Raw genomic sequence first — 22,203 nt, 5'->3', positions numbered from 1 at the left:
TTAATAAGTTAAACTAGAAAAGATTACTCATTTGATTTATTGGGGGTAATCTTTTTTGTTAGATGACAAGTATTACTTCTCCCTTTTTTAAGACTTTCGATTGTTTTATACATTGGCTTTAAGGAGTCTAACTCACAAAATCCATTTGTTTGTGGAGCAGAGTTCACCTCTATTATCCATACATCTCCATTTACATCAATTCCAATATCACTGCCCCATATTAAATGTTTTCTAAAGTAATTACTTAAGCATTTTGAAAGAGATATAGTTAATAATTCTAGTGTTCCAAGTAATTTTTCGATATTAAGATTGGGTAATTCTGCTTTTTGCAATGCGTCACCTACTGTTAAGATAGTAGATCCATGTTCAAAATTTGTCACTCCATATCCTTCTTTTGCTACTTTCGCATACTTTCCTGTGATTAACCAATTACATTTGTGTTTTTGTGATATATATCTGAGATCTAGAGATCTCCCTTGGATCTTAGCTAAAGATATAAAGTTTTGGATAAGATAGATCATATTTTTGCTCCTACTTTTGTTAATAAAACAATAAAGATTATTTTCTCCACGAATATATTTCTTTTTATTTAAAATAAGTAATTCATATTCTTTACAACCTACATTTGAAACTATAATGATTCCTTTACCATGTGACCCTAGAGTAGGTTTAATAATGATTTGTTTGTATTTTTCTATAAAATAAAAAAAATTGTCTTTAGTGAATTGTCTTGTATCCGGTAATAATCTTGCCAACTCTGGATCTTTTTTCATTAATTGATATTTATGAAGTTTATTGTTTATTTTATATTCATTCATTATGTTTCTCCTTTATTAATTAATTGAATAGTTAAGTTAATTTTATATTTCAGAATAAGAGGTTTGTGGGGTATTTGTACTGTGCTATAAAACATTTTTAATGTTTTGTTATCAAGAAGATGATGAATTGAAACGAAAACAAGTTTTCTTGAATATAGTATGTTGATAATTATTAAAATATGGTACGGAAATTAAGGTGAGGTGAGTAAAAGTGAGTAATGAAGACGTTGATACACATCAAGAAGGCATATCAGTCATAATCGCAACAAATAGAATAAATTGTTTGGTGAATATTTTTGATAATTATTTAAGGCAAGATTGGTCTATAAAGGAGCTAATTATCATTTTAAACAATGATTTAATGGATTTGAAAGAATGGGAATTAGAAGCGGAGAGATATCATCAAGTAACAGTTTTTAAGCTTTCTGAAGATATGACTCTAGGAAAATGTTTAAATTACGGGGTGGGAAAAGCAAAATACAAGTATATTGCTAAGTTTGATGATGATGACTATTATGGAACTAAATATTTGACTGAATCAATAACAGTAATGAAGAAGTTGAATGCTGCAGTAGTTGGTAAAAGAACATGCTTTATGTATTTAACAAATAATAAAGAGATAAGAGTTCGATTTGTAGGTAATGAAATGCGCAAGGTAAATATACTTCAAGGAGCTACAATTTTCACAACGAAGAGTTTGTTGCAAAAAATACAATTTCCAGATAAAAATTTAGGTGAATGTTTAGAGTTTCTTCAAAATTGTAAAAAACAAGGATATAAAATCTGTTCTACTAGTCGTTATAATTATGCGATCTTAAGAGAAGATGAAAAGAATCATACTTGGCAGCCAACAGACGACTATTTGTTTAAAACGTCAAAAAGGGTAGCCTTTTCCGAAGACTATAAGAATTATGTTGACGAAAAATGAAATTTAAAATTTAACGAAATTACTGCTTTAAAGATAGTAGTCTATCCTTGATCTATTTGATATGGAATAACTATAAAACATCAGGTTCAAAACTATAATCAAAGAAGGAGGTGAAGAAAATAAATATTGTGTATCAGAGCATCCTTAATACATTCGGTCCCATAATAGCAATAGTTGCATATAGAAGCAAGCTGTTAATGACACTTGAAAAATTAGAGAGGTTAAAGCTAAGGTTTGGACATTACGAAAATTTAATGGTTTACTGTTCGTTTGTGCAGAAGAAAGCATTAAACTTTACGCTTGTAAAATAGAAGGCTATTATTATGATCCAAATAATAAGAGCCCGTTAAACCGTTGGAAAATTGGTGATTTTCGTTATCCTAATTCAGTATTTAGATCGGTTCCAATTGAGCAAATTCGAAAACAATATTTATTAAAAATAGTAAACATAGGGCAATTAATGTTCTACTACTTAAAAGCAGTTATTGTAAAAGAAACTCAAAAGGATGAAAAATTTAACAGCTAATTCCCTCATACAGAAATATTAGTAAGTGAGAAACAAATAAGAAATATGATAAATCAATATAGATCAGTTTATATAAAACCGTCTAATGGATATGTGGGAAAAGGAATATATAGAGTAACAATTGATAATCAAAAAAGAATAAATCTAATAGACCCTAAAAAAATTGTGACGGTAATTAACAGGAAAACTAAGTTTAAAACTTTAATGAAAGAATGGAGAAAGAATATATTATCCAAAAGACAATTATACCGTTCAATACAAATCAGAACCTTGATTTTCGAGTCCATGTTCAAAAAAATGGATTAAAGAAGTTGGTCTGTCAGGGTATGAGTGGGAGGCTAACTAAAAAAGGTGCAATTGCTACAAATCTTAAATACGTTGAAAAATTATTAAATGGTTGCAAGGCTATCCAAAAATATTTAATTTTAATATAGAAAAAAATAAAGAGCTGGAAGAAAAGATATTTAAACACTGTAATGAAGTAATGTGAACAGATAGATAAAAAGTTCGGTACTTTTGATGATGATGCTGTAGATGTAATTGTAGATTCAGATATACATGTTAATAAGGATTATGGTTTTAATAGTAAAATGTGGAATGAGAATTTGCTTGAAACTCCTTATTACAACACAATTTGAATATGAAAAAGCATAGTTAGGCTTCTAACAGGAATAAATAAGTATTGTGAATGAGAAGGTTAATGGAGGGGGTTAATGTGACTTATAGGTATGTTGGTATAATTGTAGGACCATCAGTTTATAAAGGAATTAAACTAGGAAAGACATACTATGAAAATCTAATATTTTATGAAAAGATAGGAAAATCATTAAATATTGTACCTTGTTATTTTCAGTTAAAAGATATAAATCCAGGTATGCAAAATATTAAAGCTTATTTAAAACAAAGTGATAATTCTTATAAACTAACAACAATCCCCAAACCACAGATCATCCACAATAGAATATTTACTAACAATATTGAAGAAAAAAATAAAATTAAGCTATTACAGAATGAAGGAATTCTTATTTTTAATGAAGATAATCGTTACACAAAATTAGCTATTCATAAAATACTGATAAAAAATCCAGACTTACTTCCATTTGTACCTGAAACGGTTAAAGCTTCAAAAGGAAATTTGAGGTATATGATGAAAAAATATAACGAATTAATTATAAAGCCAAACAGTAGTAGTCTAGGTGTAAATATACTAAAACTTAAAAGGATAAAGAATGAAAATTGGGAATTAAAATATCACAATAGAAACCTATTAATAAAGGAACATTTTTCTAATAAATGGCCTGTAATGTTAGAGGATGCATTGACTGCTCATCAAAATATTATTCAAAAAAGAATTGAACTATCACTTTATAAAGGCAGTCCTTTTGATTTAAGGGTTTCGGTGCAAAAAAATGGTTCTGGAGAATGGCAAGTTACGGGAATTGTTTGTAAAGTAGCTAAAAAAGGTAAATTTATTACCAATGTTGCTCAAGGCGGTAGTTGTTTTCCATTAGAAGAAATTCTTAGAGAATTACCCCATTTAGATATTTTGCAAGTATATAAAGATATTGAATTATTATCTTTAAGTGTAGCTCAACAGATTGAAGGTGAAGTATCAAATATAGCAGATCTCGGACTAGATATTGGAATAACAAATGAAGGGGTACCGATGTTTATAGAATGCAATGGGAGGGATTTAAGGGTCACATTCCGAAAAGCCAATCTGTTAAAAGAGTGGGAAGCTACTCATTCTACACCTATTAAATTTGCGAATTTTTTACTAGAGAAATTTAAACATAATTTTAAACAAATCGATGACGGTCATTAAATAGCCAATAGAGGTATGTTAGTGAGTTAATGACTCTGTTTTTTTAGTTTCGAAATGTATTTTCGTAGTTGTTTATTATATCTATTTTTTACCTGTTTAGTTTCTGAAATTATCTCTTTTTTATGTTTTATTGTTCCCATTTCTTCATGTTTACGATAAAAAACAAGAGCCTCATCCAAATAATAAATGTCATAATTCAGGAGTATTCTGCACCACATATCATAATCATTGGCATAGCGGAGTGTCTCGTCAAATAAACCAATTTGACAAAATACATTCATCTTTATCATGACAGTACAGCCATTAACAGGACAAAATCTTAAAGCAGCTTTTAGTAATTTAATTTTATTCTGATAATATTTATCGATCTGCTGCAACTGTTCTCCTTGTGAATTCACTAAAATATATGGGGAGTAAGAAACATTTGCTCCAATATCTCTCATAAATTGAATTTGTCTAGAAATTTTTTCGGGTTTATATAAATCATCAGAGCTTAACCAAGTAAAATATTCCCCAGTTGCATGCTGAATCCCAGTATTTAAAGCGCTAGCTGTACCTCCATTCCTTTTTTGAATGAATTTTATTGATTTTAAATAGGGATTAATTTTATCTATATATTTAGATGAACCATCATCGATGACAATAATTTCTTTATTTTGATAAGTTTGACTAAGGGCACTTTCAATAGCTTTATCAATATATTGACAATTGTAAAAAGGAATAATTATAGATACTTTTTCCATCTCAACCTCCATATATATAAATAAATTATTGTTTTCATTTTTATTCATTTTTACTTTTACTTATTTAAATATATGACAGATTTTATGTCTTAATCATATAATTGCTGCAAATTTCAAATGTTCACTTCTCTTTTGGATAGATTTTAATTAATGCTTTATTTTAATTATAAGCTACTATGTGACACAGAACGTAATTGGTAAGGAGGTTTATTATGTTAAACAATGTTTTTCTCTCTTTTGATAATAATAGCTTTGTAGAAACTCAGGAACTTTTATTTGGTAATGTAATAAATAACTTTACAATAGAATTTTGGGCAAAGCCGTTGGCTTCTATTGTTATTGAGACACAAAAAAAGAAAGAAGTTTCGAGAGTTGAGGGACAAAACTTTATTATTTTCCCAATGTTTGGTTCGGTTGCTAATGAAGATTCTTCTCGTGCAGGTGTAGGGGTATCAGTTGGTACAAATGGGGTAGCGGTGTTTGAACATTCACAGAATTATTTACCCGCTACACTAGTAGCAAAAGTAGATATAAAAAATTGGACTCATATTGCAATTGTATATAGAGATAAAACACCTTTCTTATTTTTAGATGGAAAAAAAATCATGAAAGGGGAGACTAGTATAAGAAATACTGTTGTTCCTTCAGGAGTTTTCGGTGGTACTCCTCCATTTGGAAGCTATATAGGGTTTGTTAAGGAAATAAGAATTTGGAATACTGCAAGAACAAAGGGAGAGATCATCCAAAATATGAATAATGATCTTTCAGGTAATGAACAGGGTCTTTTTGGTTACTGGAAAATGAATGAAGGAAATGGAAATATTGTGCACGATTCTACTAAAAATCAGAATCATGGAATAATAAATGGGGCAATATGGAATGAATCACAGGAACGAACAAATGATAGAAAAAATATTCTATTCACATATTATATACCAAGTGGAGGGGTCGAAACCTTAAATCGGCAACGTTTTTTTGCTCTCAGTTCTCATGGAGTTAATTGTCACTTCCTCTATTCTAAGGAAGGAGTAGGGTTACAGAATAAGATGGAAACTGCTACTTTTATAACTAATGATGATGATGAAATAAAGGATATTATTAATAATGGTAACTATGATGCTATTGTTGTTTGTTCAGATCTAAACTTATTAAAGAAAATATGTAACTTTGGATATAAAGGGAAACTAATCTATGAAATTCAAGGGTTAGGAATTAATATAAAATTTGCAAATCATTTTTTGAAAAATAACGCAGACATTATAAATGATTATTGTGATGCACTTTTATTTCCAGAAACACCACATCTCTTTAAGTCTTTGCAAAAGAATTTTCCGTTTAAAAAAAGATACTGTTTTCATAATTGCTTCAATACAGCAGAATTTAAATATCACTTATACCCTAAAGAAGATAATCCTATAATAGGATGGGTAGGAAGGCTGGAACAGAATAAAAATTGGAGAGATTTTCTAACAATTGGAGCACAGTTAATTCAAAATAACTCTTCCATTAAATTATGGATGTTTGAGGATAGTACACTAGCAGAAAAGAATGAGAGGGATGCATTTGAGAAAATGGTTGATGATCTAAATATAAGACAAAATCTAACGATTTACGCCAACCAACCTCATAGAAAAATGGCTGAATTTTTTTCAATTATAGGTGATTCTGGTGGATTGCTATGTTCTACGTCTAAGGTAGAAGGATTTGGTTATGCTGTTCTTGAAGCAATGGTCTGTCGCTGTCCAGTTCTATCAACTGATTCTGATGGAGTAAGAAGTTTTATTGAACATAATTTGACAGGGAAATTTTTCGAAATAGGAAATATCCCCCAAGGAGTTGAAGAAGCTACAGAACTTATGGAAAATATTAAGCTAAGAGAAACAATTAGACAAAATGGTTTTAGGCATATTGAAGTTAATTTTTCCCCAGAAAAGTATGCAGAAAATTTTTTAAATATGATTAGTGATATAGGTGAAAAAAATTAGACATGTAAGATAAAAATAAGTTGCATTTAACTTGTGGTGAAGATAAAAAATGCCGTTTAAGCGGCATTTTTTATTGTTTAAGAAATATATGAAATGTAAAAGAAGTACTTAAGATTTAACTCCAGAAGTCTGAGTTTTGGTAAAAGTCAGGAGGGGGGGAATTGGACTTTAGCTTGTACTAATTATATGGTTAGAGTCATAAATTTAAGTTCAAAAAAATAAAGAAGCCAAATAGCTCCTTTATCATAGTGGTAATGACAAAAAATCTGTTATTGATTAGTTATGATCATTTTTTGTATCGCTTCCTCGAATGATGCCACACTTCTTTCCCAAGTCCATTTTTCAGCTTCTTTTTCACCTGCAAGTGCTATCCTGGAACGAAGAGAAGGATCCTCGATTAATCTAATAATATCATTCCCTAGTTGATTTTGATAACGGTAGGAAATGAGTGCATTTTCTTCGTGACGGCAATATTCAAGGTTTCCTCCGTTATAGGTGGTAACAAACGCAGCTCCACACCTCATTGCTTCAAGACCTGGTATGGAGGCAGAATCATAGATGGAAGAATTCACAAATATATCTGTATGATTATAGTGATAACAAAGTTCTTTATCATCAGCTGGTGTGAACCACTTAAAATTATTAGTGTTCTTTAATTTTTTTAGGATTGGAGAAGAGTAAAATTCATCCGGTGGAGAAATTAAATTGATTATAGTATTGGGATATCTTGAATGAACCATTTTTAATTGGCTAATGAGGTAATCTTGTTCACGGTGCCAAGAAAGTCCACCTTCTGGTTTACGCACAATAGCTGAAATTTGTATAGGTGTTTTCGCATTTCTAATTTTAAAATTTTTAAATATGGTACTGATTCCCACTGGAACAATATGTCCTTTAATGCCGTGTTCTAAGAAGATAATTTGTTGTTGAGACTTTGATAAAACAATTAAATTGGGTGTTAGATAATAGGAGGGGAAGGACTCATGGTTATTTTCGATAAATGGTGGCTCATAACATAAACTTAAGCGAACATGCATACCTTTTCCATCTTGACTCGCTGCATGTGTATAGGGCACCATGGTATAAAAGTTTGAAATAATAACATCACTTTTAGGGAAATCACTTTCTCCTATTATATTATTTTTAGTTCGTACCAATCTAGCTTTAGTTGGATAATCAACCTTACCTTGTGATGCCATTAAGATTGTAACATCATGTCCTCTATCCACGAGACCATTAGTAATCTCAGCTAACATTCGTTGGGCTCCGCCTTTGCTAAGTGTAAAAACTGGAAAAGTAAACTTCATAATTTTTTCCTTTCTAAATTAATTAGTTTTATTAAGCTTTGTTCATATTTTTGATTAAGAGACTTTATTTCATTGTTTATTTCTTCAGTGTTATTTTTTGTACCCATATCATCATGGACTCTATACTTAACTAACGGCTCATCTAAATACAAAAATTCATAATGTTGTATGGCTCTTAACCAAAAATCATAATCCTGGGTGAATTTTAGCTTTTCATTAAATAATCCTAAGGTAGAAAACAATTCCTTTTTCATCATTACGGTACACCCATTAATGTTATTACCAATTATGAAATTTTGTAAAAATTCAATTTTTTTCTTAAAGAATACACCTGCTTCTTTATGAATAATTTGACTGTTATTATCAATTAAAGAATAGTTCGTATAGCTGAAAAATCCATTTGTTTTTTTCATGAAGTTTAATTGTTTTGAAATTTTCCCTTCGTAATAGAGGTCATCAGAACTTAACCAAGAAAAATAATCTCCCGTGGCATTTTGAATTCCTAAGTTAAGTGCACTTGCTGTTCCGCCGTTTTCCTTTTCTATAAATCGAACGCTCCCAAGGAAAGGGGTGATTTTCTCGATGAATTTAGTTGAGCCATCGCTAACGACTATTACCTCTATATTTGGATATGATTGATTTAAAGCACTCTGTATTGCTTGATCCACGTAAGAACAATTATAAAAAGGTATTATAATAGATACTTTATTAATACGAAGCACCTCCAAACGGATTAAATAGATGAACATACTTAAACTACATAATTATCAAACTAGATACTCACTATATATAATATGAAATGTTGAATAAAGAAGTGAAAAATCTGTTAGAAATTATTGAAAAATAGGTTCGAGAAAATGTAAAGGTTAACTTATGCTAACTGAGCCATTAATTAGAATATAGAATGAATGTTTAGTTGTTAATTGATTCGTGTGTGCTGGTTATATGTCTTAACGATCTAAAAAGTGTTATTTGGGAAATTGTATCTCAAAATAGAAACTTTAGACAGAGTATAACCTAGAACTATTTGAAGGGTTAACAGAAGATTCTTAACATTATGTCGGAAAGAAGATTTCGAGCTATTAATCTTTTAAAGTTTTAGTTTTCTGTCCAATCAGATTCGATAGATTCTCATATAATAAATTGTAAAGCAAATATTATTCAAGGAGGATGATATAATGAAAGTAATTGAAGATTTTAATTCTAGTGTCCCTTCTAACTTTAGCCAAAGTCTAGATAGAGAAATTCCTAGTTCACCATCTAGTATAACTCTTGCAGCATTTGGTCTAGCTGTTAACAAAACAAATTCCGATGTTTTATTATTAGGTGAGATTGGAATTCAGTCGTTATTAGGAGTTCCACAGGTCCTATTAACTGTTTTTCGAAATACAGGTATTATAGGTACAATTCAAGTTAATACTCTGGCAGTTAATGAACTTAGAAATGCTAGTTTTCAAATTATAGATAAAAATCCACCATTAGGATACCATTCTTACAGGGTAACAGCACAAGTATTAAATCCATTGCTAAATCAAGCGTCAGCTGTAGGTCCTATAAGCTTATCAGGTACTTCTATTTCACCTGTTGGTTAAATAAATCAAGCAATATTTAATAATAACCCCTCACATCTTTGTGAGGGGTTATTATTAAATATTTTTCACCAATTGTTATCTGTTTCATAACCTGCATCAATTAGTAAATTACCAGCTACTTCCTTAAATTTTTCTTTAATTTCATTATCAAATTCTTCTCTCCACGAGCCAATTTTTCCTTTTCTAAAAGTATTAGATTCACTTGGGTTAATATTAGCTACCATAATAGGGACCATTTTTTCGAAAGGAATAATTGGTGTTGTATCACCCCATAGATATTGAACAACTTTCGTTATAGTTTTATAGCGTGATTCATTAGATAGCATTAAATCCTCGAATGAAATAGCTAGAGTATTTGAATCAGTTATCCAATTATAAAAAGGTCGATTCCAATCATCGAAGTTTGGCCAACAATCTTTAATTCCTTGAATTAAGGTGATCATACGTTCTTTTGGTACTGTTAAATTGTGATTAAATTCATTATATAATGGATGTTCGTTCCATTTGTTTGGGATAAAATAAGATAAAGAAACTAAGACATCTCTTGGGTCACGAAAGATGAAAACATGTTTTAAATTTAATTTACTTAACATAGAGGCATACACATCAGAATGAAACATATGCCCAACTCCAAATTCATTTGGTTGTAATTGAGCTAGACGATAGAAATGATCCTTAAAAATATTAATATCCTTAACATGATGATCTATAAAGAATTTTTTTTCCATGTTGTTGATATCATTTGTTAAATTTGGCATACCATTAAGGACTTGATGTAATAAATGTGTACCACTTTTTGGTACTGATGACATTAAAAAGGGTGCTAATTGAACAATGTTACTGTTTTTAGACATTTTCTTCTCCTTTTTTTGTTTTATCCAATTTGTCAGTCTTACTTGTTGATTATTCCTTTCAAGAAAGTAGATTAAGGATCGTGTCTATGATTCAAAGGCTTTTCTTTTAAAGAAGAATTTTCCTATAAAAGCTAATAATATCTTTTATTGATGATTCAAATGGAATTACTTGATTCCATCCTAATCTAGTTATTCTTGAAGAATTAATTTCAATAGGTTTTTCATAAACTGGACTCACTTTTGTAATTACCTCAAAATCAATTGTCGTCATTTTTTTGAATACATCGATAATCTCTTCTAAGGATCGACTCTTTCCTGATGCGAATGAATATATTTCACCTGATCTACCCCTTCTTAAAAGAATTTCATAAGCTCTAACGGCATCTCTAACATCAAGGAAATCCCTTTGAGCAAGCAGATTATTTACTTCAAGTATTTTATTACTCATTTTTTTTTCCATTTTTACGATTTTTTGTGCGAAAAGAGAACAGACGCCATTTGAATAACCCGGACCTATAAGGTTGCATGGTTTTGCAATAACAATATGCATATTATATAATTTTGCCCATGCTTGAGCGATAACAATTTGAAGTGTTTTACTTAAACTATAAGGGTGGGGTAGAGTGGACAAATTTGCTGGATCTACTTGAAGCGCTGATCCTACTATAACAATTTTACAAGTAGGGTTTTCTTGGCGAACAGCTTCGAGTAAATGTGCTGTAACCATCGTGTTTGCTTCGAGTGATTTAATTGGCTCATTCCAGGACTCTCCCACATGATTTTGTCCTGCCAAATGAAGAAGGTATTTTGGTTTAACTTTTTTAATTAGTAAAGAGACATTATTTTTATTAGTGAGATCACAAAATTCAGTATGAACCTTCTTATTTACAAGGGGAGTATTCATTGTAACTCCAATGACATCATAACCTAATTCTGTGAAATAGTTACATGCATGTTGTCCTGTAAAACCACTGGCACCTGTAATTAATATCTTGGAATCTCGTTTCAATGATTTTGCATCCATTCTCTTAATTCTACTAACATATCTTTATAAGAAGGAATGTGATATTGAAAATCAGTCCGGGTACTTTTAATCGTTCGATTAAGAGTTATAGAATCATCAGCAATGATTCGAACATCATACTTTCCAAAAACCTCTTGAAATAAATTTAACAAAGTATACTTAGATATATTTCTTTTTGAACCTAGATGATACAAACCAGTAAGTTGACTTTTAATCATCTCTTCTGTTGCTTTTGCTAGTTCAAGTGTTGTTACACCATTCCATAATACTTTTTCATATCCTTTAATTTCACCCGATTGTTTCATAAACCATAAGAATAAGCCTATTCCATTATCCTTTAATTCAGGTCCAATTATTGAGGTGCGTATTGTTAAATGTTTGTCATTATTTATTTCACCTAATCTTTTAGATTGGGCATATACAGATGTCCCATCAGGAATATCATTTTCTGTATAGTCACCCTTAGAACCTGAAAAAACACAATCAGTACTAATGTGGATTAATTTTCCTCCATGTCGCTCAGCCAACTTAGCTATTTGATGAGGGAGTAAACTGTTTGCTTGTAATGCCAGTAGGGGGTTATTACTTGCATGTTCATTTAAGATTCCTATACAATTGATAACAAAATCTGGTTTAATTATCTCTATTAATTCTTCTAAACGTTTAACATCTATAACATCAAAAAAGAGACTTTCTTTGTCTTCTTTATCCCTTGATGTATAGAATACATCATAAATTTTACTTTGTTTGAAATATGCTGTCATTATATGACCAGCCATTCCTTTTCCACCAAGGATTAATACCTTCATTTAAATAAACCCGCCCTTCAATAACATTTCCTTAATTTCTTCTGGACTAATTAATCCAGTGCCGGAATGGTAACTTTCTAAATTGACAGGTTTATATTTTTCGTAATGCTTTCTTAAACCTTGGATGTGTATAGAAGGGAGTATGACATAATACTCATCATCATAAGTGATAGTTGTCTTACTTTCATATTTTGATAAAAGTAATTCATGAATTTTTTCTCCTGGGCGTACACCTAGTGTTTCAATTTTGACATTTTCTTTTTGAGAAGCCTCTATTAGAACATTAGCTAAGTCTAAAATCTTAAATGCAGGCATTTTCATCACGAAAATCTCTCCACCAATACTCTCGAAAGTAGCTTTAAATACTAGTTTGATTGCATCTTGCACAGTTAAGAAAAAACGTGTCATATTTAAATCTGTAATACCAACCTTTTGCTTTTCATTAATTTGTTTTTTAAATACATGGATGACACTACCATTTGTACCTAAAACATTTCCACCTCTTATACAAACAAATTTTGTATTTGTTGTGAGTGTATTAGCGTGAATGATCAATCGCTCACCCATTGCTTTTGATAAACCATAAAAATTTGAAGGGTTTGAGGCTTTATCAGTAGAGATGTAAACTGCTCTTTTTACATTACAAGCTATAGCAGCTTCTATTACATTTTGTGTACCGATCACATTGGTTTTTAATGCTTCGGTAGGTTGATCTTCACAAACCGGAACATGCTTTAATGCTGCTAGGTGAAATAAATAATCAACGTCTTTTGCAGCTTCGATTAATGCATCTTTTTCTTTAATATCACCAATAATAAAGTGAAGTTTAGGATTATTATCAAATTCCTGTTTCATAGAAAATTGAGCAGATTCATTTCTTGAAAATATACGAATTTCTTTTGGGTCGTAAGTTAAAAGCTGTCTAACCAATTCATGGCCCCATGAACCAGTACCACCTGTCACTAAAACTGTTTGATTATTAAACACTTTTCATGCCTCCTAATATTAGTTTAACTATTTTATCCGACACATTCGTTTGATCATATCCTTCAGGGAAAAGCCAATTTTTTGGTTGATTTACCATTACATTGACTGAGCTAACAATTTGTAATGCACTAATTCCAGAAATGATATTGCTCCCACATGTAATCGTTTCAGGACGTTCTGTTGTTTTTCGAACGGTAATCGTAGGAACATGAAATAAACAACATTCTTCTTGAACGGTTCCACTATCTGTCAACACACAGAAAGCACTCTTTTCCAATTTAACAAAATCAAAAAATCCAAAAGGTTCATAAAATTCTACTAAAGAATCTATTTCAATATTTAGATTTTCTAATCGAGATTTTGTACGTGGATGGATACTACAAACAACGCGTTTTTTGTATATGTTTGCTACATTGTTTATACCCTTGAAAATTTCAAGCAGTCGATCTTCATGGTCCACATTCTCTGCTCGATGTACAGTTACTAAGAAATAATCTTTCTTTTCTAGAAGTAACTTTTCTAAAATTGTACTCTTATTAATTTCAGTTTTATAATGGTCTAATACCTCATTAATAGGATTTCCAGAGATGAAAATTCGATTTCGAGGGAACCCTTCATTAACTAAATTCTCTTTACTCTGTGGAGTGTATGGTAGATTAAAGCTAGAAATCGAATCAATTAACCGTCGATTTTTCTCTTCAGGAACTTCTAAGTCAAAACATCTATTTCCAGCTTCCATATGGATAACTGGAATTCCCATACGTTCAACTAATATTGCACTTAAGCCACTATTCGTGTCTCCTAAGACTAATACTTTGTCTGGCTGCTCTTTTAACAAAATAGTTTCTAAATTCTTATACATTAAAGATAACTGTTCTCCTAGAGAATGTTGTTGAGTAGATAGGACATAATCAGGCTTTCTAATGTTTAAATCCTGAAAAAAGATATCACTTAATGACGAAGTGAAATTTTGCCCAGTATTGATTAATACATGTTTTTCAGCAAAATTATCTAGTTTTTTTATAATTAGGCTTAAGCGAATAATCTCTGGTCGTGTTCCTAATATTGTCATTACCTTCATGATCGATGCTCCTTTGTCACTATTATTTTATATTAATAGACCGATTCAAATTCAATTTCAGCCTTACTTATAATTTATGCAATTATATGATTTATGCTATGGGCAACTCTATTACTTTTAATAGTCATTTTGTCTAATTGTTTTTAGAAAATATTTAATTACTAGACTAGTATCTTGCAAAAAAGATTAAAATTAGAATGATGTAAGAATAATAAGTGGAAAATTATTAAGTAAAACAAAGGGTAGCGTACAAATCAGATAACAATAGGCTAATGAAAGAACCTTTTCTACTAAGTTTCATATAATTTAGTAGAGTAATATTTAATAATAGAGTTGAATTCTTAGAAGGAGGTAAATTTATTCGAATTGATAGAGTGAATTATATGGGTCAGATCAAATCAATTTTTATGTTGAAAACGAAATTTAACTAGTTGATATAACTTGGAGAAATTTAAAAACAATAAGTTTTGTTTTTTTAATGAAGTGAACGGAGAGATTACATGAAGTGTGTTCAAATTGTAAAAAAGGGGGAAAAGATAATGGATTATTAGACTGTTCTTATTTTGTAGAGTAGTTTTATTGAGTTTTTCTCCCTTTATTACCTTATTAACAAAGCAGGTTGCTTAGTTTGAGTTTTTAACAATTTTATTTGATAACTCATTTAATTGACATTCTAGTTCAGAAAGCTGGATAATAGTTGAATCTAGTTTTTCTTCGTAAAATAAAGAATTCTTCAACAGATTCTTGAATTCTAAATCTATTTTTTTTAAGGTAGACAGTTCATGATCTTTATTTGATAATAAATTAAATACACCAACAATTGAATCGGTATCTTTTTGCATATTATCTATTTTTTTAATCAAATCACTTTGCTTTTTCTTGAATATTTCGAATTCTTGATTAATTCTATTATTAGAATTAAAAATAAAGCTATTCTTTTCAAATTCTAAAGAGGATTTATGAAGTTCCTCCTTTAATTTTTGATTTTCAATATGAATCTTACTTAACTCAACATTTTTTTTAGATGTCTTAGAATCTAATATATTAATTTCTTTTTGTAATTCCGAGTTAGTTTTCTTAAGTAAATCATTTTCTTCATAAAGCATTTTAATTGTTCTAGAGTATTCCTCCGTTTGATTCATTAATTCGAGGTTTTTAGATTGAATATTTCCAACTTGTTGTAGTTTTAAATTTATGTTTGTATTTTCCTTAATTAGCTTTTCCTTGTTCTCACTAATTTGGTCGATCTTATCTAAGGAATTATCTAAGTTTGTTTGTAACAATATAATTTCATTATCCTTTTCATGGCATAAAAGGTAAGCTTTTTTCCTATCAGTTTCTAATTCATTATTTTTACTTTTTTGTTCATTTAGTTCTAATTCTAATAATGATATTTTATTTTTAATTTCTAGGTTTTCTTTAGTTAACTTATCAATAGTATTAGTTAATTTATTATGATTAGTTTCATATTTATTTATAACTTCTTGTTGTTCGAAATTTCTTTCTGCGAAGTTTGTATTTTTATTGAGAATTTGCTCTAACTCAGCTTGCTTCTCTGTTAAAAAATGATTTAAGGAACGATTTTCTTCATTTTGCTTTTTGATTTTTACTTGGTTTTCCTCATTTTGTTCTTTTAAATCCATTATTTCTTTAGCTTGATCACTTTTTTCTTTTGTGCTTTTTTCTATTAACTCTAACATTTTCTTATGTTCCTGATAAGAGTCATCTATTTGCAAAGATAGAGTAGCATTTTCTTCTAATAATTGTTTGTTTTGCTCTTTTAGCTTTCGTAAATAGGAGTAGTGATAATTATTTTCATAATCTTCAACTTGAGATTTATATTTTTCAAGTTCTGATTTATAATAAATAATTCTTTGTTGAAGTTGAATAGGGTTATTAGTATCTTCCCGTTTCATATAGAAGCACCCTCCTTTGTAATAATTTTTTTTGTTGTTGATATTACAGTTTTTCTTTTAAAATTGAAAGAATATCTTCAAACTCAGTCTTGTTTTTACTCATTAATAAGTCTAATGCATTAATTAATTCCTCAGGAATTGAACTTTGGACATTCTCAGAAGTTTGCTGATTGTTTCTTTCATTTTCCATTAATAAATAGACAATGAGCATATTTAGTGTGTTACCTTCTAAATAGATGAAGCTATTGTTATCCTTGTTTTTATTTTTTAATTGTTCTAATTGATTTTTAACAAAGGTACGACTTAATTCTTTTAATAGAAATTCATGTTCTTGCTTTTCATTTGAATTCATAATGTTTTACCTCTCAATCTTTCATTTGACCGTTAATATGGATTTGGTTAATGGCTGGAATACCGTCTTTAAATTCCTCAGCATAACTATAGCCCATAACACCTCCAGAATACGTTTTTTCAGGAGTCCATTTCACTTGAAAATTTGGAAAGGATATTTTTTCAGATGGTGCAATTATTTCTTTGCCAACAGGCATAAGCCAAAATTCTGTTGGGTCTGTCTGGTTATTAATCCGTTCCCAAGTTTCTTTTGGTTGCAAAGCTGTATTGCTTTTTTTGCTTATATATTTTCCTGAAAAATGGAAAGGAACATCTGACTTTAGTTTTATGCAAATGTAAGGTTTAGTGCATACTGTATTTCCTATATTTTGAAGATGAAATGTACCAATTAGTAAATTTTCCTTATCTTTACAATGAGATATATTTGTACTGTATGTAAAATAACTAATTATCTTTACGTTATTATTATGCTGAGCTTCAGAAACTAGCTTTTTTATTTCTTGAATATAGGAAGTTGTTTCAAACTCAAATTGTTCAATTTTCTTATAAAATCTTATCAAATTTTTATCCTTCATAATATATAGTACTCCTTTATTAAAATAAGAGAGAGGAGTGAATTCCTCTCTCTATCCTTATGCACAATTATTCTGCATCATCACCATTATCAGGGAATAATACAGGACATTGAGGTGGCATTGTAGGAGCTGGGCATGCTGGAGTTGGTAAAATATCTCTCGGTTGACAAAAATCCGCTACAACTTCAAGTGTTACAGGGAATGTTGATTGAATACTTTGGCATAAACGTACTGTAACTGTTGCATCGAATTCATCAGCTAAATCATCACACTCAAAAGTACAGATAAAACAGTCTAATTCTGGATAAGATACTTCAACCATTGTTCCTTCTGGAGCACAAAGAACAACTTGCTCACAACGTGAGAAATCGAATGAAGTTTCTCCAATACCCAGTAAAGTTGGGAAGAAAAAGGTAACAGTGAAATTTTTACGGATAGTAACTAATTGAAGTGTAACTAGTGCGCCATCAATGACAAATTCTCTATCTTCACGATTAAGAATATCAACATCACTTGCTGTGACTTCACATGTTACAGGTCCAGTAATGTCATCACATGTAATTTGTTCTTCACCAATTACTGGTAGGTCTTCGTCAACAAAAGTTAAATCAAACGATGCCTCATTAAGAATCCAATCATATACTTTTGTTGTGTTAATACATAGGAGTTCCTGGCCTCCTGATAAATTTTTTGCTTGCATGTAGCAAACACCTCCGAATTAGTATAATTTCTTTCATTTGTAGCATATGTATACTAGTAGAAAGGGTTCATAGTTTATGTGCGAAATGTTAAATTGTGTAAATGTCTCGTAGGGTAATAAACTAGTTTAATATTATTCAGAAGGAGGATGGAGCAAAATGGATCAACAGAAATTAAACAACTTAGATAATATAGATGAATTAACAAATAAGCTTAAGCTTTATAAGCAAACATTAGAAACAATAAAAGCAGGAAAGGTAATGGAAGATTACCTATTAATGAAGAATGAAGGAGTTAAATTAGTTGATCAAGTTTCATATATAGAAAATGAAATGAATTTAATAAAAAAAAATACAGATGATCACCTAGTCAAGATACAACAAAAAGTTAATCTTCTTACAGAACAAATGATGAATGCACAAGAATCAATGGAGAATATGGCTCTAAGATTAAATCATCTTTCTGATAAGATCGATTATATAAAATCAAATGATTTTAAAGTGGAATTAGTTGAAAGAATGAAAAAAAATACAGTACCAAATGAAGTTGCTTTGGTCGAAAAAAATGAAATAGTCCTATTAAAAGATGAACTGAAGGAATTAAAGAAAGTGCTACTTGAAAAAGATTCCGAGAAAAATTCTTTTTATAAACCAATTTATAATAAACAACCTACTAGCTTTCAGCAGCTTAAGAAGATGATTAATTCTTCCTTACAAGAAAATAAAAATTTGGTACAACGACATCAACAATTTACCTCCATGAGAGATCCGAAGGTAAAAGCTGAGAAACCTATAAGACAACGTGGACAGAATCCACATAGATTGGGACCTAATGAAAATGAAAAATTAAATAAAAATACAGATGAATCATATGTTTCAAACCCTTCAGACGATGGGTTTATTCAACAAGAAAATCCTGAATCTAAAGATCAGTACCACGATGAAAAGAATACACCAGTTTATGAGACTTCTTATAATCATGATACGGATGAAATCAATGTAGAATTAAATGAAGAAAAAAAAGAAGAAGATCATGAAAATCAGAAATTAATACATTCACTTGAGCAATCTGTTCAAGAAAAACTTATTGTCTTAGAAGAAAATATAGACCCTTTACATGACAGAAAGATTAAAAATTCAGAAAGAACTATTCATGATACTAAAAAGGTATTGGATGAGAATGAAAAACCTTCATTTTTTTCGTTTCTACAACGAGGTAAAAATGGAGATAAATGAGAAACTGTTTTTTACAGAATATTGCTTGAAAGAGATCATTAATCATGGGGTAAAATATCTTCCTAATGAGGTTTGTGGAATTCTTTCAGGAACCAATAATTGTATACAATCGGTTTGGAAATTAAAAAATGAACTAAATTCAGATAGAAGGTTCTATGTGGGAAAAGGTGTTGTAAAGTGTACACTGAAATTAATTGAACAAAGGGGCCATGAAGTGTTAGGTATTTATCATTCACACCCAGCAACATCACCAATTCCTTCAACTTCCGATATTATTAATCACCCTGATCCCAATGTCAAAATGATCATTATCTCATATAAAAAAATAACCCCAGTTGTTAAGTGTTTTAAAATACACAATCAACAATTTAAAGAAATATTATTTTTAGTTAAACAATAATAAATTAGTCCAATCAAATTAGTATGGTGTGCTTATAATAATCTATAAAATCAAAGGAGAGATTAAATTATGGTCCCTTGTAGAAGTTCAAAAGAGATAAAGAACAGCCCAACAATTATTAATAGGAAGAAAAGAACAAAAATATCTCCCAATAAGAAAAGAGTCATTAAAGGAGGATGTTGTTTAAAACGAAATTAAGTTTTAGTACAATAGTTTTAATAAACAATTAGAATAATAATGCTAAAGGATAAAGATTTATAGTGAATTAATTTATTGTTCATATAAGAGCCTAGCATAATGAAAGCTGGACTCTTTTTTATTTGTATTTGATTAAAGTTTGAATTATAACTAATAATATAAGGCTCTTTTCTGTAAGATTGTTACTAATTAATAGATTTTACTTTATTTGAAAAATAAATGTGAGTTAATAAAAAGTTGGCTAACAACTAACTACCTAGAAGTTTAGAACAATCAGAACACAACATTTATGAGAAACTGTGGACTACAATTTTTAAAATGCGTTCATTAACTAGAAAAATTAGTAAACTTTCACTTCTTAGAAAGAGGCTTTTAGCGTGTTGTACATGCTAAAGCAGCGGGTGCTCATAGTTTATTGAAGTAACAAATGATGTACATATTATTCAAAAGTAAACCTATTCAATGAGGAAGCCAAACACATATTAATGTTATCCGTCCTATGGTGTTATCAAGTGAGGTATGTTCAGCTGATACCGTTCCTGATCCAAGTGATTTCGATGTATTTTATACTGGAGTGCAAACAAATTTACTAATTTCATTCTCACCAAAAAGAGAGATGAACTTTAAAGAAAGAATCAATAAAACTATAAGGGATGATTATTATCAAGAGAATCACTATTCCAAGTAATAGTTAATATGCATATTAAACAGCATATAAATTCACACTTTAAATAGTAAATTATTATACTTCTCAAATAAAGAGAGATGACTGATCTATTTACATAATCTAAATATAAAAGCAAAACGAATTTCAAGAAATGATCTCGAGCGGAAATTTTTATGTTTATTACAGCTTTACTACATTAGCAAAGGCTTCACTATGTTCACGGCGTTCTTTTCGAACTTTAATCCGTTGTGGTGCCGTATTGAAAAGCATCACTTCTTCGTCAGATTCAGGAACAACCTTCGGTACAACAACAGGTTTACGTTTGTTATCTAAAGCAACAAATGTTAAAAATGAAGTTGCTGCTAATTGACGTCTACCCGTAATTAAATCCTCAGTAATTACTTTTACAAATACCTCAATTGATGATCGCCCAACAGATGACACATAAGATTCAAGACTAACTGATTCACTAGTACGAATCGGGATTAAAAAATCCACAGAATCTGTTGAGGCAGTAACAACGTCACAACGCGAATGCTTTGCTGCAGAAATTGATGCAACATCATCAATATAACTCATAAGCTTACCACCAAATAATGTATTATGATTATTAGTATCAAGCGGAAATACCCGACTTGTTTTTATAACAAGTGATTCTTTACATTTCTTTTCATCTCTTTTATCCATAACATTCTCTCCTGACTAATCTAATGCAAGTGGGTTAATTCATTGTTATATTATTCTCTTTTTTAAACAGAACGTCAATTTCTTTGTTTCATTTTCTTACATTGTAGACATAAAGATGGCATTTTTTCATACTAAAGATAATAAAAAGTCTGAATTATAATAGTAAACTATAAACTTTTTGTGATTAGTATCAATATAAACTTAATTCCTCATTATCAGGTAAATACATTCAAAGGATACATCAGAGATGAACATAAGTTTACGAACGAAATTATTTTCTCCGGGAAGGCTTACTTCTGCTCTTTTTGGTGATGGTAGTGAAAGTTCAGAAATTGGTCAAAAGCTCAATCAATATATTGGTTTACAGCCTGAAGTACAAGCAATTTATGTTGTTACTACAGATGGCCGTATGATTACTTCACCAAAATTGGAATTACCAGATGATTATGATTCAAGAGGACGACCATGTACCAAGAAGCAGATTAAAAAAAGGGAGAAGTAGTCATTACTAGTCCATATGAAGATGCTGTTCAGGTGATATGGTTGTGACCATTACAAAAACATTAGAAGATGGTACAGATGTGATTGGAATCGATTACAGAATGAACCAATTAAAGGATACGGTTGAAGAATTACGTATCGGTAAAAAAGGATCTGCTATTTTACTTGATACAAAACAGAATTTTATCATGAGTCCTGTTGCTAAAACTGGTGATCCTGCAGAAAATGCATTTTATGATAATCTATACCAGAACGATTCTGGTCATTTTAGCTATAAATTAAATCAAGATGATAAAGAAATGTATTTTTTAACAAATGAATTAACAGGATGAAAGGGTGCTGGAACATATTTCGCTAAAGAAATAAGCGATGCTTCTCAACCTATATTAAATACAACAGTTCTTGCTATAGGTATTTCTGTTGTTCTCGGAACAGCTGTTGTCATATTTATCGTATTTTCTAATACACGAAAATTAAAAGATTTACAGGACTAAG

General features: G+C 30.0%; 22 protein-coding genes and 1 pseudogene. 9 read left to right on the top strand and 14 right to left on the bottom strand.

Annotated elements, in window-relative coordinates:
- Positions 1 to 23 precede the first annotated feature (23 nt).
- A complete protein-coding gene (locus JOC75_RS05505; protein WP_204953068.1) occupies positions 24 to 818 on the bottom strand; it encodes a YheC/YheD family protein in 795 nt (264 codons plus the stop codon).
- A 211-nt stretch (positions 819 to 1,029) separates the two neighbouring features.
- On the opposite strand from JOC75_RS05505, the gene JOC75_RS05500 reads away from it, so the two are divergent.
- The 3 genes and pseudogenes from JOC75_RS05500 to JOC75_RS05495 all read left to right on the top strand — a co-directional run bounded on the left by JOC75_RS05500 (position 1,030) and on the right by JOC75_RS05495 (position 4,097).
- On the top strand, positions 1,030 to 1,746 hold the full coding sequence (locus JOC75_RS05500; RefSeq protein WP_204953067.1) for a glycosyltransferase: 717 nt from the start codon (positions 1,030 to 1,032) through the stop codon (positions 1,744 to 1,746).
- A 541-nt stretch (positions 1,747 to 2,287) separates the two neighbouring features.
- Positions 2,288 to 2,706, top strand: a pseudogene (locus JOC75_RS24470) (YheC/YheD family protein).
- A 281-nt stretch (positions 2,707 to 2,987) separates the two neighbouring features.
- A complete protein-coding gene (locus tag JOC75_RS05495; protein ID WP_204953066.1) occupies positions 2,988 to 4,097 on the top strand; it encodes a YheC/YheD family protein in 1,110 nt (369 codons plus the stop codon).
- Between the two features lie 26 nt (positions 4,098 to 4,123).
- Here the strand turns inward: JOC75_RS05495 and JOC75_RS05490 are convergent, their stop codons facing one another.
- Entirely contained in the window at positions 4,124 to 4,840 is a 717-nt protein-coding gene (locus JOC75_RS05490; protein ID WP_204953065.1) for a glycosyltransferase, read from the bottom strand.
- A 212-nt stretch (positions 4,841 to 5,052) separates the two neighbouring features.
- Here JOC75_RS05490 and JOC75_RS05485 point away from each other — a divergent pair, with 212 nt between their 5' ends.
- Entirely contained in the window at positions 5,053 to 6,825 is a 1,773-nt protein-coding gene (locus tag JOC75_RS05485; protein ID WP_204953064.1) for a glycosyltransferase, read from the top strand.
- Positions 6,826 to 7,094: 269 nt separating this feature from the next.
- Here the strand turns inward: JOC75_RS05485 and JOC75_RS05480 are convergent, their stop codons facing one another.
- Both JOC75_RS05480 and JOC75_RS05475 read right to left on the bottom strand, forming a co-directional pair.
- On the bottom strand, positions 7,095 to 8,132 hold the full coding sequence (locus JOC75_RS05480) for a glycosyltransferase family 4 protein (protein WP_204953063.1): 1,038 nt from the start codon (positions 8,130 to 8,132) through the stop codon (positions 7,095 to 7,097).
- Entirely contained in the window at positions 8,129 to 8,881 is a 753-nt protein-coding gene (locus JOC75_RS05475; protein ID WP_239589292.1) for a glycosyltransferase, read from the bottom strand. Before JOC75_RS05475 ends, JOC75_RS05480 begins: the two co-directional genes overlap by 4 nt.
- A gap of 429 nt (positions 8,882 to 9,310) precedes the next feature.
- Here JOC75_RS05475 and JOC75_RS05470 point away from each other — a divergent pair, with 429 nt between their 5' ends.
- Positions 9,311 to 9,724 carry a hypothetical protein gene (locus JOC75_RS05470; protein ID WP_204953062.1) on the top strand — a complete coding sequence of 138 codons (414 nt, stop codon included), beginning with the start codon at positions 9,311 to 9,313 and terminating at the stop codon, positions 9,722 to 9,724.
- 65 nt (positions 9,725 to 9,789) lie between these two features.
- On the opposite strand, the gene JOC75_RS05465 is transcribed toward JOC75_RS05470, so the two are convergent.
- From JOC75_RS05465 to JOC75_RS05425, 9 genes are all read right to left on the bottom strand, one after another.
- Positions 9,790 to 10,578 carry a sulfotransferase domain-containing protein gene (locus tag JOC75_RS05465; protein WP_204953061.1) on the bottom strand — a complete coding sequence of 263 codons (789 nt, stop codon included), beginning with the start codon at positions 10,576 to 10,578 and terminating at the stop codon, positions 9,790 to 9,792.
- Between the two features lie 106 nt (positions 10,579 to 10,684).
- Positions 10,685 to 11,587 carry an NAD-dependent epimerase/dehydratase family protein gene (locus tag JOC75_RS05460; RefSeq protein ID WP_239589291.1) on the bottom strand — a complete coding sequence of 301 codons (903 nt, stop codon included), beginning with the start codon at positions 11,585 to 11,587 and terminating at the stop codon, positions 10,685 to 10,687.
- Entirely contained in the window at positions 11,584 to 12,411 is an 828-nt protein-coding gene (locus JOC75_RS05455) for a dTDP-4-dehydrorhamnose reductase family protein (protein ID WP_204953059.1), read from the bottom strand. Before JOC75_RS05455 ends, JOC75_RS05460 begins: the two co-directional genes overlap by 4 nt.
- Positions 12,412 to 13,398 (bottom strand): polysaccharide biosynthesis protein, encoded by a 987-nt coding sequence (locus tag JOC75_RS05450; RefSeq protein ID WP_204953058.1) that lies wholly within the window; start codon positions 13,396 to 13,398, stop codon positions 12,412 to 12,414. It lies immediately after the preceding gene.
- Positions 13,391 to 14,479, bottom strand: coding sequence for a non-hydrolyzing UDP-N-acetylglucosamine 2-epimerase (gene wecB / locus JOC75_RS05445; RefSeq protein ID WP_204953057.1), 1,089 nt, complete (start codon positions 14,477 to 14,479; stop codon positions 13,391 to 13,393). Before wecB ends, JOC75_RS05450 begins: the two co-directional genes overlap by 8 nt.
- Before the next feature lie 623 nt (positions 14,480 to 15,102).
- Complete coding sequence (locus JOC75_RS05440; protein ID WP_204953056.1) at positions 15,103 to 16,395, bottom strand: coiled-coil domain-containing protein; 1,293 nt, start codon at positions 16,393 to 16,395, stop codon at positions 15,103 to 15,105.
- A 43-nt stretch (positions 16,396 to 16,438) separates the two neighbouring features.
- Complete coding sequence (locus tag JOC75_RS05435; RefSeq protein WP_204953055.1) at positions 16,439 to 16,747, bottom strand: hypothetical protein; 309 nt, start codon at positions 16,745 to 16,747, stop codon at positions 16,439 to 16,441.
- A gap of 13 nt (positions 16,748 to 16,760) precedes the next feature.
- Positions 16,761 to 17,321, bottom strand: coding sequence for a hypothetical protein (locus tag JOC75_RS05430; RefSeq protein WP_204953054.1), 561 nt, complete (start codon positions 17,319 to 17,321; stop codon positions 16,761 to 16,763).
- A gap of 67 nt (positions 17,322 to 17,388) precedes the next feature.
- The gene (locus tag JOC75_RS05425; RefSeq protein ID WP_204953053.1) at positions 17,389 to 18,021 is read right to left on the bottom strand and encodes a BMQ_0737 family morphogenetic spore coat protein; all 633 of its coding nucleotides are present in this window, start codon (positions 18,019 to 18,021) and stop codon (positions 17,389 to 17,391) included.
- Between the two features lie 157 nt (positions 18,022 to 18,178).
- Here JOC75_RS05425 and JOC75_RS05420 point away from each other — a divergent pair, with 157 nt between their 5' ends.
- Both JOC75_RS05420 and JOC75_RS05415 read left to right on the top strand, forming a co-directional pair.
- Positions 18,179 to 19,255: a hypothetical protein gene (locus tag JOC75_RS05420; RefSeq protein WP_204953052.1), complete on the top strand. Its 1,077-nt coding sequence runs from the start codon at positions 18,179 to 18,181 to the stop codon at positions 19,253 to 19,255.
- The gene (locus JOC75_RS05415) at positions 19,242 to 19,655 is read left to right on the top strand and encodes a M67 family metallopeptidase (protein WP_204953051.1); all 414 of its coding nucleotides are present in this window, start codon (positions 19,242 to 19,244) and stop codon (positions 19,653 to 19,655) included. The genes JOC75_RS05420 and JOC75_RS05415 overlap by 14 nt, the downstream gene beginning before the upstream one ends.
- A gap of 1,045 nt (positions 19,656 to 20,700) precedes the next feature.
- On the opposite strand, the gene JOC75_RS05410 is transcribed toward JOC75_RS05415, so the two are convergent.
- Positions 20,701 to 21,207, bottom strand: coding sequence for an acyl-CoA thioesterase (locus JOC75_RS05410; RefSeq protein ID WP_204953050.1), 507 nt, complete (start codon positions 21,205 to 21,207; stop codon positions 20,701 to 20,703).
- 247 nt (positions 21,208 to 21,454) lie between these two features.
- On the opposite strand from JOC75_RS05410, the gene JOC75_RS05405 reads away from it, so the two are divergent.
- Both JOC75_RS05405 and JOC75_RS05400 read left to right on the top strand, forming a co-directional pair.
- The gene (locus JOC75_RS05405) at positions 21,455 to 21,709 is read left to right on the top strand and encodes a hypothetical protein (protein WP_204953049.1); all 255 of its coding nucleotides are present in this window, start codon (positions 21,455 to 21,457) and stop codon (positions 21,707 to 21,709) included.
- A gap of 43 nt (positions 21,710 to 21,752) precedes the next feature.
- Complete coding sequence (locus JOC75_RS05400) at positions 21,753 to 22,040, top strand: Cache 3/Cache 2 fusion domain-containing protein (RefSeq protein WP_204953048.1); 288 nt, start codon at positions 21,753 to 21,755, stop codon at positions 22,038 to 22,040.
- The last annotated feature ends 163 nt before the right edge of the window (positions 22,041 to 22,203 follow it).

The organism is Metabacillus crassostreae (assembly GCF_016908395.1).
Lineage (GTDB): Bacteria > Bacillota > Bacilli > Bacillales > Bacillaceae > Metabacillus > Metabacillus crassostreae.
This window is presented reverse-complemented; position numbering and strand designations above follow the sequence as displayed.

Bases quoted from the DNA above. Each gene is read 5' to 3' on its own strand.
- JOC75_RS05455 (WP_204953059.1), bottom strand. From the start codon at position 12,411: ATGAAGGTATTAATCCTTGGTGGAAAAGGAATGGCTGGTCATATAATG.
- JOC75_RS05490 (WP_204953065.1), bottom strand. From the start codon at position 4,840: ATGGAAAAAGTATCTATAATTATTCCTTTTTACAATTGTCAATATATT.
- JOC75_RS05470 (WP_204953062.1), top strand. From the start codon at position 9,311: ATGAAAGTAATTGAAGATTTTAATTCTAGTGTCCCTTCTAACTTTAGC.
- wecB (WP_204953057.1), bottom strand. From the start codon at position 14,479: ATGAAGGTAATGACAATATTAGGAACACGACCAGAGATTATTCGCTTA.
- JOC75_RS05410 (WP_204953050.1), bottom strand. From the start codon at position 21,207: ATGGATAAAAGAGATGAAAAGAAATGTAAAGAATCACTTGTTATAAAA.
- JOC75_RS05475 (WP_239589292.1), bottom strand. From the start codon at position 8,881: ATGTTCATCTATTTAATCCGTTTGGAGGTGCTTCGTATTAATAAAGTA.
- JOC75_RS05440 (WP_204953056.1), bottom strand. From the start codon at position 16,395: ATGAAACGGGAAGATACTAATAACCCTATTCAACTTCAACAAAGAATT.
- JOC75_RS05415 (WP_204953051.1), top strand. From the start codon at position 19,242: ATGGAGATAAATGAGAAACTGTTTTTTACAGAATATTGCTTGAAAGAG.
- JOC75_RS05465 (WP_204953061.1), bottom strand. From the start codon at position 10,578: ATGTCTAAAAACAGTAACATTGTTCAATTAGCACCCTTTTTAATGTCA.
- JOC75_RS05505 (WP_204953068.1), bottom strand. From the start codon at position 818: ATGAATGAATATAAAATAAACAATAAACTTCATAAATATCAATTAATG.
- JOC75_RS05405 (WP_204953049.1), top strand. From the start codon at position 21,455: ATGAACATAAGTTTACGAACGAAATTATTTTCTCCGGGAAGGCTTACT.
- JOC75_RS05425 (WP_204953053.1), bottom strand. From the start codon at position 18,021: ATGCAAGCAAAAAATTTATCAGGAGGCCAGGAACTCCTATGTATTAAC.
- JOC75_RS05485 (WP_204953064.1), top strand. From the start codon at position 5,053: ATGTTAAACAATGTTTTTCTCTCTTTTGATAATAATAGCTTTGTAGAA.
- JOC75_RS05480 (WP_204953063.1), bottom strand. From the start codon at position 8,132: ATGAAGTTTACTTTTCCAGTTTTTACACTTAGCAAAGGCGGAGCCCAA.
- JOC75_RS05435 (WP_204953055.1), bottom strand. From the start codon at position 16,747: ATGAATTCAAATGAAAAGCAAGAACATGAATTTCTATTAAAAGAATTA.
- JOC75_RS05420 (WP_204953052.1), top strand. From the start codon at position 18,179: ATGGATCAACAGAAATTAAACAACTTAGATAATATAGATGAATTAACA.
- JOC75_RS05430 (WP_204953054.1), bottom strand. From the start codon at position 17,321: ATGAAGGATAAAAATTTGATAAGATTTTATAAGAAAATTGAACAATTT.